Annotated in this window: 11 protein-coding genes; 8 read left to right on the forward strand and 3 right to left on the reverse strand. The window is 72.9% G+C overall.

The window, feature by feature from the left end; all coding sequences use genetic code 11:
* Positions 1-161: 161 nt before the first annotated feature.
* Both sucC and sucD read left to right on the forward strand, forming a co-directional pair.
* Positions 162-1,340: an ADP-forming succinate--CoA ligase subunit beta gene (gene sucC / locus IE252_RS28800; protein ID WP_190092337.1), complete on the forward strand. Its 1,179-nt coding sequence runs from the start codon at positions 162-164 to the stop codon at positions 1,338-1,340.
* Between the two features lie 22 nt (positions 1,341-1,362).
* Positions 1,363-2,247 (forward strand): succinate--CoA ligase subunit alpha, encoded by an 885-nt coding sequence (sucD, locus tag IE252_RS28805; protein WP_101389682.1) that lies wholly within the window; start codon positions 1,363-1,365, stop codon positions 2,245-2,247.
* A 99-nt stretch (positions 2,248-2,346) separates the two neighbouring features.
* On the opposite strand, the gene IE252_RS28810 is transcribed toward sucD, so the two are convergent.
* On the reverse strand, positions 2,347-3,534 hold the full coding sequence (locus IE252_RS28810; RefSeq protein WP_190092338.1) for a sigma factor-like helix-turn-helix DNA-binding protein: 1,188 nt from the start codon (positions 3,532-3,534) through the stop codon (positions 2,347-2,349).
* A 152-nt stretch (positions 3,535-3,686) separates the two neighbouring features.
* Here IE252_RS28810 and IE252_RS28815 point away from each other — a divergent pair, with 152 nt between their 5' ends.
* Positions 3,687-5,279, forward strand: coding sequence for a cell division protein PerM (locus IE252_RS28815; protein WP_229848843.1), 1,593 nt, complete (start codon positions 3,687-3,689; stop codon positions 5,277-5,279).
* Between the two features lie 183 nt (positions 5,280-5,462).
* Here IE252_RS28815 and IE252_RS28820 read toward each other — a convergent pair whose 3' ends face one another.
* Positions 5,463-6,305, reverse strand: a complete 843-nt coding sequence (locus tag IE252_RS28820; RefSeq protein ID WP_229848844.1) for a hypothetical protein — start codon at positions 6,303-6,305, stop codon at positions 5,463-5,465.
* Between the two features lie 421 nt (positions 6,306-6,726).
* On the opposite strand from IE252_RS28820, the gene purN reads away from it, so the two are divergent.
* Both purN and purH read left to right on the forward strand, forming a co-directional pair.
* Positions 6,727-7,362 (forward strand): phosphoribosylglycinamide formyltransferase, encoded by a 636-nt coding sequence (purN, locus tag IE252_RS28825; protein WP_229848845.1) that lies wholly within the window; start codon positions 6,727-6,729, stop codon positions 7,360-7,362.
* Positions 7,359-8,915: a bifunctional phosphoribosylaminoimidazolecarboxamide formyltransferase/IMP cyclohydrolase gene (purH, locus tag IE252_RS28830; protein ID WP_190092340.1), complete on the forward strand. Its 1,557-nt coding sequence runs from the start codon at positions 7,359-7,361 to the stop codon at positions 8,913-8,915. Before purN ends, purH begins: the two co-directional genes overlap by 4 nt.
* A 68-nt stretch (positions 8,916-8,983) precedes the next feature.
* Here purH and IE252_RS28835 read toward each other — a convergent pair whose 3' ends face one another.
* Complete coding sequence (locus IE252_RS28835; protein WP_190092341.1) at positions 8,984-9,613, reverse strand: hypothetical protein; 630 nt, start codon at positions 9,611-9,613, stop codon at positions 8,984-8,986.
* Positions 9,614-9,819: 206 nt separating this feature from the next.
* Between IE252_RS28835 and IE252_RS28840 the strand changes: the two genes are divergently transcribed.
* The 3 genes from IE252_RS28840 to IE252_RS28850 all read left to right on the forward strand — a co-directional run bounded on the left by IE252_RS28840 (position 9,820) and on the right by IE252_RS28850 (position 12,615).
* Positions 9,820-10,680, forward strand: coding sequence for a bifunctional methylenetetrahydrofolate dehydrogenase/methenyltetrahydrofolate cyclohydrolase (locus IE252_RS28840; RefSeq protein WP_190092342.1), 861 nt, complete (start codon positions 9,820-9,822; stop codon positions 10,678-10,680).
* 17 nt (positions 10,681-10,697) lie between these two features.
* Positions 10,698-11,252, forward strand: coding sequence for a DUF3017 domain-containing protein (locus tag IE252_RS28845; RefSeq protein WP_190092343.1), 555 nt, complete (start codon positions 10,698-10,700; stop codon positions 11,250-11,252).
* 352 nt (positions 11,253-11,604) lie between these two features.
* Positions 11,605-12,615, forward strand: a complete 1,011-nt coding sequence (locus IE252_RS28850; RefSeq protein ID WP_190092344.1) for a helix-turn-helix domain-containing protein — start codon at positions 11,605-11,607, stop codon at positions 12,613-12,615.
* Positions 12,616-12,775: the final 160 nt, after the last annotated feature.

A 12,775-nucleotide genomic window follows, 5' to 3' on the forward strand; every position in this document is an offset into this window, starting at 1 on the left:
ATTTAGGGAGCTCGCTCTGGCGGGGATAACCTGCGAGACGGACATGCCGCGTACCCGGCCACCGTGTACGCCTCCCTCAGTGACAGCGCCGTCACGTTGCCCTTCGCGGCACGCCCACGCAGAAAACGAACCGCGAGACCACTGAAAAGGGACGGACGCGCGTGGACCTGTTCGAGTACCAGGCGAGGGACCTCTTCGCCAAGCACGGTGTACCGGTGCTGGCCGGTGAAGTGATCGACACGCCTGAGGCAGCCCGCGAGGCGACCGAGCGGCTGGGCGGCAAGTCCGTCGTCAAGGCGCAGGTGAAGGTAGGCGGCCGCGGCAAGGCCGGCGGCGTGAAGCTGGCGGCGAACCCGGACGAGGCCGTCGCTCGCGCGACGGACATCCTCGGCATGGACATCAAGGGCCACACGGTCCACAAGGTGATGATCGCCGAGCTGTCCCCGGAGATCGAGGCGGAGTACTACGTCTCGTACCTCCTGGACCGCACCAACCGCACCTTCCTCGCCATGGCGTCGGTGCAGGGCGGCATGGACATCGAGGAGGTCGCGGAGAAGACCCCCGAGGCCCTCGCGAAGGTCCCGGTCAACGCCGTCGAGGGCGTGGACATCGAGAAGGCCCGCGAGATCGTGGCCCTGGCGAAGTTCCCGGCCGAGGTGGCCGAGGGCGTCGCCGAGGCGATGGTGACCCTGTGGAAGACCTTCGTCGCCGAGGACGCGCTCCTCGTCGAGGTCAACCCGCTGGTGAAGACCAAGGACGGCCGCATCCTGGCGCTGGACGGCAAGGTCTCGCTCGACGAGAACGCCGAGTTCCGCCAGCCGGAGCACGAGGCCCTCGAGGACAAGGACGCGGCCGACCCGCTCGAGGCCGCGGCCAAGGCCAAGGGCCTCAACTACGTCAAGCTCGACGGCGAGGTCGGCATCATCGGCAACGGCGCGGGTCTCGTCATGAGCACCCTGGACGTCGTCGCGTACGCCGGTGAGAACCACGGCGGCGTGAAGCCGGCCAACTTCCTCGACATCGGTGGCGGCGCGTCCGCCCAGGTGATGGCGAACGGCCTGGAGATCATCCTCGGCGACGCGGACGTCAAGTCCGTGTTCGTCAACGTCTTCGGTGGCATCACCGCCTGCGACGAGGTCGCCAACGGCATCGTCCAGGCGCTGCAGCTCCTCGCCGACAAGGGCGAAGAGGTCACCAAGCCGCTGGTCGTGCGCCTCGACGGCAACAACGCGGAGCTGGGTCGCAAGATCCTGTCGGACGCGAACCACCCGCTGGTCCAGCGCGTGGACACCATGGACGGCGCGGCCGACAAGGCCGCCGAGCTCGCGGCCGCGAAGTAAGGGACGAGGGAAAACCACAGCCATGGCTATCTTCCTCAACAAGGACAGCAAGGTCATCGTCCAGGGCATGACCGGTGCCACGGGCATGAAGCACACCAAGCTCATGCTCGCCGACGGCAGCAACATCGTCGGCGGTGTCAACCCGCGCAAGGCGGGCACGTCCGTCGACATCGACGGCCACGAGATCCCGGTCTTCGGCACGGTCGCCGAGGCGATGGAGAAGACCGGCGCCAACGTGTCCGTCCTCTTCGTGCCGCCGGCGTTCGCCAAGGCCGCCGTGGTCGAGGCGATCGACGCCGAGATCCCGCTCGCCGTGGTCATCACCGAGGGCATCGCGGTCCACGACTCCGCCGCCTTCTGGGCGTACGCGAAGGCCAAGGGCAACAAGACCCGCATCATCGGCCCGAACTGCCCCGGTCTGATCACGCCGGGCCAGTCCAACGCCGGCATCATCCCGGGCGACATCACCAAGCCGGGCCGTATCGGCTTGGTCTCGAAGTCCGGCACGCTGACGTACCAGATGATGTACGAGCTCCGTGACATCGGCTTCTCGTCCGCCGTCGGCATCGGTGGCGACCCGGTCATCGGCACCACGCACATCGACGCGCTCGCCGCGTTCGAGGCCGACCCCGACACCGACCTGATCGTCATGATCGGTGAGATCGGCGGCGACGCCGAGGAGCGCGCGGCCGACTTCATCAAGGCCAACGTGACCAAGCCGGTCGTCGGCTACGTCGCGGGCTTCACCGCTCCCGAGGGCAAGACCATGGGCCACGCCGGCGCCATCGTCTCCGGCTCCTCCGGCACGGCCCAGGCCAAGAAGGAGGCCCTGGAGGCCGCGGGCGTCAAGGTCGGCAAGACGCCGACCGAGACGGCCAAGCTGGCGCGCGAGATCCTCGCGGGCTGACCTTCCGGTCGGTAGTTCTGTACGCGCGTGGGCCCGCACCCCTGAACGGGGGTGCGGGCCCACGCGCGTTTCTGCGGGCCCGACAGGCGTCAACGGGCCTCAGCGGAACTCCGGGACCAGCCGCTGCGGCCCGTGGACGGGCTCTTCCAGCAGCTTGCGGTGGAGCCGCACGTCCTCATCGCCGCGCCGCTGCGGGCCACTGTTGAGCGGGACATCGCCGATGCGCTGGCCCGGGGCGATCGGCGGGATGTAGTGGGTGGGCGCGTTGGAGAGCGTGAAGGCCGTCGCGCCGACGATGACGGCGGTCAGGGTCACGGTGGCGCGCGTCCAGACCCGGACGCGCCGCTCGCCGCCGGTGCGCACGCTCTGGGGGCCGGGCAGTACGGTCACGGCCGCGGGCTCGGCCAGGGCGAGCTCGCCAATGCGCCGCCGCAGCAGTTCGGAGAGCGCCTCGGGGGTGGCGGCCGCGGCGAGCTCCGGTACGCGCACGGCGACGGCCTCGCGGGCGTGCAGCAGCCGGTTCGCGGCGGCCGGGGTGCTGGCCTCGGTCTCGGCGGCGGTCTCGGGCAGGTCGAGGCCTAGGCCGTCGTAGAGCAGGAGGGTGCGGCGGTAGCGGGGCGGCAGGTCGAGCAGCGCGCGCAGCAGCGCACGGAGCTCGGGGTCGGCCGGGGGGTGGTCGGGGTGCTTGTGCGCGCGGCGGAACCGGTGCCAGGGGGAGAGGGCGTACTCGTGCGCCGCCGCCCGCAGCCAGCCCGCCGGGTCGGCGTCGGTGGCGACCTCGGGCCACCGCTGCCAGGCGAGGTGGAAGGTGCGCTCGACGGCCTCCTTCGCCAGTCGCCGCCGCCCGGTGAGCAGGTACGTCTGCTGGACGAGGGCGGTGGAGTGGGCGGCGTAGAGCGCGTCGAAGGCGTCGCCGGGGGTGTCGAAGACGGGCCGCGGAGGCCTCGGGGGCGGCTCTTGTGACGCCTCGTCAGCCTCGTCCGTATCGGCGGGGGGTGCGGCGGCGACCAAGGGGACCTGCGCCGGGGCGTGGGCGTGGGCCGCGTCATGGCGGACCGGCACCCCGGCCGGGGGCTTGGCGGCGCGCTTCGCGGCGGGGCGTGGGCGGCGGGTGCTCAGCGGCTTGGCGGGCGCGCCGGGTTTCACGCGGGTGGCGGGGGCGCCGGGCCCGACGTCCGCGTCCGGGGCGGGCGGGGCCCCGCCGGAGCCCGTGCCGGACCGTTCCTCCGGGGTCGGCAGGGGCGGCGGCGACATGGCGGCACCGGTGTCGGACGTGCGCTCTGTCATGAAGGGCTCCCAGAACTCCCCGCGAAGGCCGAGACGGCCGTACCGCCCGCAGTCTTACCCCGGTTAGAAAAGCATATAAACGCATATTGAGCGACACGGCGGGCATTTTCCCCTTACGGGAAGAAAGCGCGTGTCGTTGGCAGCATTGCGGCGTGACACAAGTGACCGATCGCGGCCTGATGTTGTCGGCGGCCCGGGGCCGCTCGTCCGTGCTGGCCACCTGCGTGCTGCGCGGGGCGATGGCGGCGGGGCTGGGACTCGGCGCGCTCGCCGTGCTGGTGACAGTGGTGTGGATCAGCTCGCCGTACCCCGACAGCGGACCCGGCGGCGCGCTGCGCTCGGCCGCCTCGCTGTGGCTGCTCGCCCATGGGGCGCGGCTGGTCAGACCCGACACGCTCAGCGGCGTGCCCGCCCCCGTGGGGATCGTGCCGCTGCTGCTCGTCGGGCTGCCGGTGTGGCTGGCGCACCGGGCGGCGCGGGACGCGCTGGGCGAGGAGCCGGAGTGCGCGTACGAGGAGGAGGCCGAGGAGGACGACGGGCATCCGTCGCTGCCGCCCGGCTGGATCCCCTTCGCGGCGGTGACGGGCGGATATCTGCTGGTGGGCGGGGCGGCGGTGCTGTACGCGTCCGACGGGCCGCTGCCCGCCGCGCCGCTGAGCGCCGCATTGCACCTGACCCTGGTGGCCTCGTGCGCGGTGGGCGCCGGGCTCTGGAGCGCGTACGGCCGTCCGCGCGCCCCGCTGCCGCGTTGGATGCCCGCCGCCGTCCGTCGGATGCTGCTCCATCGTCGTACGCATACGGCTGTACGAGCCGGGTCGGCCGGGGTCGCCGTGCTGCTGGCGGGCGGGGCGCTGCTCGCCGGGACGGCGCTGGTGTGGCACGTGGGCGCGGCCCAGGACACGTTCCTACGGCTGGCGCAGGACTGGCCGGGGCGGCTCGCGGTGATGCTGCTGGCGCTGGCGCTGGTGCCGAACGCGGCGGTGTGGGGGGCGGCGTACGGGCTGGGGCCGGGGTTCCTGCTGGGCACGGGCGCGGTGGCGACGCCGCTGGGGGTGGCGGGCACGCCGACGGTGCCGCACTTCCCGCTGCTGAGCGCGTTGCCGACGGAGGCGCGCGGGAGCTGGCTGACCTGGTCGGTGGTGGCGCTGCCGGTGCTCGCCGGGCTGGTGGTCGGATGGTGGACGGCGCGGCGGGCGACGGGCGAGGCGTGGAGGCGCGGGGAGACGGCGCTGGCGGCGGCGTGCGGGGCGTTGGCGTGCGGGGTGGCGCTCGCGCTCCTGGCCGCGCTCTCGGGCGGCCCCCTGGGCACGGAGCGCCTGGCGGCGCTGGGCCCGGTGTGGTGGCGCACGGGCGCGGCGGCGCTGCTGTGGACGGCGGCGGTGGGAGTGCCGGGGGCGCTGGTGCTGCGGTGGTGGTGGGGGAGGGAGATGGTGCCCGACGCGCCCCGGGGCCGGTGGTGGTCGCGCCTCGCCTGGTGGCGGAGGAAGGGCGGGGTGGTGGAGCCGGGGGAGGTCGAGCCGTACGACTTCCTGCCGGTGGCGTCGTGGCACGACAGCGGGGCACGGGAGGTGCGGTGGGCCGCGCTGCGGGAGGCGTCGGGGGGCCTGATGCCGGACATCGCGCCGCCGGCTCCGCCGGTGTTGGGGGAGGCGGGGGTGCTTCCTGAGCCCGGGGTGCCGGCCGAGCCCGAATCCGAGCCCGAATCCGAGCCCGAGCCCGAGGTCGAGCCCCCAGCCCCCCACTGAGCGCTTCGCGGGAGTGGAGCGTGTTTGTCTGCGGGTCGGTGGTGGGCTGGTCGCGCAGTTCCCCGCGCCCCTGGAAGCGCCCCTCCGGGGCGCCCAGGGGATTGCCGCGGAGCGGCATTTGAGGGGCGCGGGGAACTGCGCGAGCAACCACATACAACCCGCAGACGACCCCCGGGCCCCTCCCTACTCCTTCACCCCGAACAACGGCACCAACGGATCCGGCAGCAAGTCGTTGCACGACAGGGAGCCCGTCTTCGTCAGGGCGTCGTCCACGCACGTGTAGTAGTCGCGGTACACGAGCTGCATCGTGAACGTCGCCGCCACGATCGACAGCGACAGGATCGCCGTCACCAGGCCCGTGACCGCCGCCGTCGTCTGGGGCTTGGACGGGGGCGCGGGCGGGGCCGCGGGGTGCGCCTCGGGCGTCTGCGGGGGCTTCGGCTTGGCGCGCAGCGAGCTGATCGCCCAGTACAGCGCCAGCGAGCCGAGCAGCAGCGCGATCTCCGTCATGTCGAACAGGGCGAAGAAGAACGCCCACATGCCCGAGAGCAGCGCGTAGCGCGCCCGGCGCTGGGCCGGGTCCGTGGGGTCCCAGCGCAGGCCGGGGCCCGGCGGCGGGTTCTGGCCGGGGCCGGGGCCGGAGCCGCGCTCCGGGTCCTCCGGGCGGTTGCCGAAACCGCCCTGGCCGGGGCCGGGCTGGCGGCTGCTCCACTGGCTGCCCCAGGGGGACGAGCCGTCCGCCGGGCGGCGCGGCCGCCACGGCTGATCCGGCCGCCCCTCCGGCGGCGGCGCGAACGGGTTGTCGTCGGCGGGCGCCCGGTCCGAGCCCCCGTCGGCAGGGCCTCCGCCGGCCGGGGTCCCGCCAGCGGTGTCCCCGCCCGTGGCGCCGGTGCCCCCCGGTGCCTGCCCCGCACCCTCTCCCCGGTCCCCGTCTCCCCGCGCCTCCCGCGCGTTCGTCGGGTCCGGCGATTCCGTCGTCGCGGGGGACTGGCGTTCTGCGAACGGCTGGTCGCGTCGGTCCGGCATCTGGTGAACGTCTTCCCCTCGGACCCCTGGCCAAGGGGGTCGCATTCGTCGAGCATCCAAGCCGAGTGCCGAACGGCTCCCCGCGGGTTCCCGCGCGGGAGTCCGGCCGGACTCCCGGCGTGCTCATATCCGTGCTCATGTCGTCGTCGCGGCGCCGTCCGGGGACCGCGCCTCCCCAGACGCTACCTGCCGGGCCTGCCCCCGTCCCGTGGGGGCGGTTCGGTGTGCCGGTATCGTTGCTGACGGTCGGCGCATTCGTAGGGTTCCCCGTATCGAGGGGGGCGACTCGTTCGTACGACCATACAAAGGTGCGTCGCGGGCGGTGTTCCGACCGGGCGCCAGGCCCCGCACGGCGGGGCACACCGCACGCACCGGCACAGACCCACCACGCCGCACCCCGTACGCGAGAAAGGGCCCAGCCGTGGCCTCCCCGCCCCCCGCCGCCGCACCGGCACGCCTCGTCGTGCTGGTCTCCGGATCCGGTACGAACCTCCAAGCCCTGCTCGACGCCATCGCCGCCGACCCGGACGGGTACGGCGCGCGGATCGTGGCCGTGGGGGCCGACCGGGACGGGATCGCCGGGCTGGAGCGGGCCGAAAAGGCCGGTCTGCCCACGTTTGTCTGCCGGGTGAAGGATCACTCCACCCGGGACGCCTGGGACCTCGCACTCGCCGAGGCAACCGCAGCGTACGACCCGGACCTCGTCGTGTCCGCGGGTTTCATGAAGATCGTGGGGAAGCACTTCCTCGCCCGGTTCGGCGGGAAGGTCGTCAACACGCACCCCGCCCTGCTGCCCAGTTTTCCCGGTGCCCACGGCGTCCGTGACGCCCTCGCGTACGGCGCCAAGGTCACCGGATGCACCGTCCACTTCGTCGACGACGGCGTCGACACCGGCCCGATCATCGCCCAGGGCGTGGTCGAGGTCCGGGCGGACGACACGGAGGACGCGCTCCACGAGCGCATCAAGGAAGTCGAGCGAAGGCTGCTCGTCGACGTCGTGGGGCGGCTGGCCCGCGACGGATATCGCATTGAGGGACGAAAGGTTCTGTTGCCGTGAGTAGCAAGCGGGAGATCCGTCGCGCGCTGGTCAGCGTCTATGACAAGAGTGGGCTGGAGGAGCTGGCCCGGGGGCTGCACGCGGCCGGGGTCGAGCTCGTCTCCACCGGGTCGACGGCCGGGCGCATCGCGGCCGCCGGGGTGCCCGTCACCAAGGTCGAGGAGCTGACCGGCTTCCCCGAGTGCCTGGACGGGCGGGTCAAGACGCTGCACCCGCGCGTGCACGCCGGGATCCTCGCCGACCTGCGCCTGGACTCGCACCGCGAGCAGTTGGCGGAGCTGGGCGTGGAGCCGTTCGACCTGGTCGTGGTGAACCTGTACCCGTTCAAGGAGACCGTCGCCTCGGGCGCCTCCGCCGACGAGTGCGTCGAGCAGATCGACATCGGCGGGCCCTCGATGGTCCGGGCCGCCGCCAAGAACCACCCGTCGGTGGCCGTCGTCACCAGCCCCGAGCGGTACGCGGACGTGCTCGCGGCCGTCGAGGGCGGCGGCTTCGACCTGGACGCCCGCAAGCACCTGGCCGCCGAAGCGTTTCAGCACACCGCCGCGTACGACGTGGCGGTGGCCTCCTGGATGACCAACGTGTACGCGCCGGAGGACGGCGCCGCACTGCCCGGCTTCCTCGGCGGGACCTGGGAGCGCAAGTCCACCCTGCGCTACGGCGAGAACCCGCACCAGGCCGCCGCGCTCTACACGGACGGCCAGCCGGGCGGCATCGCCAACGCCGAGCAGCTGCACGGCAAGGAGATGTCCTTCAACAACTACGTGGACACCGAGGCCGCCCGGCGCGCCGCCTACGACCACGACGAGCCCTGCGTCGCGATCATCAAGCACGCCAACCCGTGCGGCATCGCGGTCGACGCCGACCTCGCCACCGCCCACCGCAAGGCCCACGAGTGCGACCCGCTGTCCGCCTTCGGCGGGGTCATCGCGGTCAACCGGCCGGTGACGGTGGCCATGGCCGAGCAGGTCGCGGAGATCTTCACCGAGGTCATCGCGGCCCCGGCGTACGAGGACGGCGCGGTCGAGGTCCTGGCGCGCAAGAAGAACATCCGCGTCCTCAAGGTCGACGGCACCCCGCACCAGCCCGGCGACCTCAAGCCGGTCTCGGGCGGCGCCGTGCTCCAGCAGACCGACGTGTTCCAGGCCGAGGGCGACGACCCGGCGAACTGGACGCTGGCCACCGGCGAGGCGCTCTCCGAGGCCGAGCTGAAGGAGCTGGCGTTCGCCTGGAAGGCGTGCCGGGCCGTCAAGTCCAACGCGATCCTGCTCGCCAAGGACGGCGCCTCGGTCGGCGTCGGCATGGGCCAGGTCAACCGGGTCGACTCGGCGAAGCTGGCCGTGGAGCGGGCCGGCGAGGAGCGCGCGCGGGGCTCGTACGCCGCCTCGGACGCGTTCTTCCCGTTCCCCGACGGTCTGGAGATCCTGACCGCCGCGGGCGTGAAGGCGGTCGTGCAGCCGGGCGGTTCGGTCCGCGACGAGCTGGTGGTCGAGGCCGCGAAGAAGGCGGGCGTGACGATGTACTTCACCGGCACGCGCCACTTCTTCCACTGATCGCACACGCGAAAGGCCGCACCCAGGGTGCGGGGTGCGGCCTTTCGCGAAGCGACGCGGCAAGCGGCTCAGTAGCGCGGGCGGTTGAACCAGGCGCTGCCGTCCCGGGTCATCATGGCCGCCGCCATGATGCCGCCGAAGGAGATCCACAGGATCGCCCAGATCAGGCCGCCCGAGGAGTCGTTGTTGGCGGACCCGACCAGGGCGAGCACGCCGACCACGGCGCCCAGGATGCCGTAGACCATCGTCGTGATGCGGACGCCCTGGCGACCCTTGGACAGCCTTACGCCGAGCGTGATCGACAGCGCGGACAGGCCGAGGAAGAGCAGCGCGACGACGACCATGATCCCGGCGGCGGCGTGGCCGATGTCACCGAACGGGGTGTCGCCGAAGGTGTCGTCCGACTTGTTCGACACGTCGTTGGCCGCGGCGGCGACGAACAGGAACAGGATGCCGATCAGCACCTGGACCGCGCCGACGATGAACAGGAAGACGCGGGCCGTCTGCATCAGGCCCGGCATCTGCGGCGGCATCACCATGCCGCCGGGGTAGGCCGGGTAGCCCGGCTGCTGCGGGTAGCCGTACGCCTGCTGCGGCGGGACGCCCTGGGGCGGTGCGGCCGGGTAGCCGTAGCCGGGCGGAGCCTGCGGCGGCGGGGGTGCCTGGCCGTACGGGTTGTTCGGGTCGCCGAAGCTCATGGCGGGTTTCCTCCGTTGTTCCTTGCGGGGACGACGCGGCCCGAGCGGAGGAAAGGTGATGTGTGAGCGGTTCGCCCCCCGGCACTGCCCGCGGTACTGCGCAGATCATCGTTCTAAACGAGACATAAGTTTGTCCAGCCGGAAGCTGGATGTGTTGTGCAAGTGCAACTTGGGCGATCATGAGTCGCCCTGGAAGAATGGGAAACATGACCGCCCAGATTCTCGATGGCAAGGCCACCGCCGCAGCGATCAAGTCCGATCTGGCCGTCCGCGTGGCGGCCCTCAAGGAGAGGGGCATCCACCCCGGTCTCGGCACCGTCCTGGTCGGTGAGGACCCCGCCAGCCAGAAGTACGTGGCGGGCAAGCACCGCGACTGCGCCGAGGTGGGCATCGCCTCCATCCAGCGCGAACTGCCCGCCACCGCCACGCAGGAGGAGATCGAGGCGGTCGTCCGGGAGCTGAACGAGGACCCGGAGTGCACCGGCTACATCGTCCAACTCCCGCTCCCCAAGGGCATCGACGAGAACCGCATCCTGACGCTGATGGACCCGGCCAAGGACGCGGACGGGCTGCACCCGACCAACCTGGGCCGACTGGTGCTCAACGAGCCGGGCCCGCTGCCCTGCACGCCGTACGGGATCATCCAGCTGCTGCGCAAGCACGGCGTGGAGATCAACGGCGCCGAGGTCGTGGTGATCGGCCGCGGTGTCACCATCGGGCGCCCGATGCCGCTGCTGCTGACCCGCCGCTCCGAGAACGCGACGGTGACGCAGTGCCACACCGGCACCCGCGACCTCGCCGCCCATCTGCGCCGGGCCGACATCATCGTGGCCGCCGCCGGGGTGCCGCACCTGGTCAAGCCCGAGGACGTCAAGCCGGGCGCGGCCGTCCTGGACGTCGGCGTCAGCCGCGACGAGAACGGCAAGATCCTCGGCGATGTGCACCCCGGGGTCACCGAGGTGGCGGGCTGGATCTCCCCGAACCCGGGCGGCGTCGGCCCGATGACCCGCGCCCAGCTGCTGGTGAACGTCGTGGAAGCGGCGGAGCGCGGCGTGGCCGCGAGCTGACCGGAAGGGACCGAGGCATGGACGCCGATACGAGTACGGGGGACGGCGGCACCGGTGGGGGAGACCCCGCGGAGCCGTCGTCGAGCGGCGTCCAGCCGTCCCCGGGGGCCGGTTCCCTGAACGGGGCCGGGCCCTCCGTGAACGGCCACGGCCCGGCCGTGGCCGCCGCCACCCCCGCCCCCCGCAAGGCCTCCCGACGCTTCCCCTCGGTCACGCGGGACACCGCGCGGCCCGAGGGCGGCGGGCGGGCGGCCTCCGGGGCCTCGCCCGCGCCCGCGCGCCAGTGGCCGCTGCTGACCGTGCTCGGGTCGACCGGGCTCGGGCTGCTGCTCGTCTCGGTGGACCTGTTCCGGGTCGGGCTGATCATCATCGGCCTGGCCCTGCTGGCGGGCGGCGTGCTGCGCTGGATGCTGCCGTCGGTGGGCATGCTCGCGGTGCGCTCCCGGTTCACCGACATCACCACGTACGGCGTGCTCGGCGTGCTGATCGTGCTGCTCGCGCTGGTGGCGCAGCCCCGGCCCTGGCTGGACATCCCGTTCCTGGAGGACGCGGTCCGGTTCACCGTGCGCTGAGCGGGGCGCGGGTGAACACCCGCGCGCCCCGGCGCGTACACCCGTACGTAAAACAGCACGGCGCCCGTCCTCTCCCCCGTGGGAAGACGGGCGCCGGCTGTCCCCCGTGGATGTAAGAGTCATGGACGCGCCAAGGCGGCTACAAGGGAAGCCGGAGGCCTGTGGCGCGGAGGTGACCGTTCCGCAACTGTGTGTGCGTCCGGCAACAGCCGCCCCCGGGCGGCGGGGGCCTTGGTGACGGCACCCCGCGCCGATGGGAGTATGGGGGCGGAACAGGGGCCAAGGGTGTGCCGGGGGCGGCACCGGTCTCGGGGGTACATCGGGCACGTATGGGGGGACAAGGGGGAAGCACATGCCTCGCTGGAAGGCGCTGCCGGAGGAACTCGACCCGCAGGTGAGGGAGTTCGCGAGCCAGCTGCGCAGGCTGGTCGACCGCAGCGGACTGAGCCTGGCGGCGGTCGCCGACCGCACCGGCTACAGCAAGACATCGTGGGAGCGCTATCTGGGCGGGCGGCTGCTCGCGCCCAAGGGCGCGATCGTCGCGCTCGCCGAGGTCACCGGCACCAATCCCATCCATCTGACCACCATGTGGGAGCTCGCGGAGCGCGCCTGGAGCCGCGCCGAGATGCGCCACGACCTGACGATGGAGCAGATCCGGATATCCCAGGCGCGGGCGGCGCTCGGCGAGTTCGGCCCGGCCCCCGGGGGCGGCGGGCCGCAGGCCCCGGTGACCCAGCGCGCCGCCGAACCGCTGCCGACCGCGCCCCGGCCGTCCGGGCTCGGCGTCCCCTTGGCCGAGCCGGGCGCGGGCCGACGCATACCGCCGCAGGGACCCGACCGGGGGCCGGGCGGAGGCGGCCCGGGGACCGGCGGGCGGCGCAGGCTGATGATGTTCGTGGCGGGCGTCGTCGGCGCCCTGCTCGTCATCGCCGCGGCCGTGCTGCTCACCGATCTGGGGGGCGGCGACGACAAGGCGGCCCCGAAGCCGTCGGTCACCCCCACCACCGCCGCGCCCTCGCTGCCCGCGGGCGTGAAGTGCGTGCGCGACAGCTGCACCGGGCAGGACCCGGAAGTGATGGGGTGCGGCGGCGCGTTCGCCAAGACCGTGGCGTCCGCGAAGATCGGCGCCGCGCTGGTCCAGGTCCGCTACAGCCAGACCTGCCAGGCCGCCTGGGCCCGCATCCAGCAGGCCGCGCCCGGCGACAAGGTGACGATCAGCGCGGGCACCACGCCCGGCGGGTCCGGAACGGTGGACGCCGACAAGGAGGCGTACACCAAGATGCTCGCGGCGGACGGCCCCGGGTCGGCGAAGGCGTGCGCCACGCTCGTCTCCGGCAAGAAGGGCTGCACGGTACGGCAGTGACCCGCCCGGAGGACGGGGTGAGGCGTCCCACAGGGGGGTGGGGGTTCGAGGTGGCCGGGGTCGGATAGCCTGACCGCTGGATATCTCTTCACGTCAAGATTCAGTTCGGGTTCCCCCTCGTGAGCCCGGGTGAGCACCGAGCCGGACCTTGACGTGAAGA

Source organism: Streptomyces melanogenes (assembly GCF_014649795.1).
GTDB classification, from domain to species: Bacteria; Actinomycetota; Actinomycetes; order Streptomycetales; family Streptomycetaceae; genus Streptomyces; species Streptomyces noboritoensis.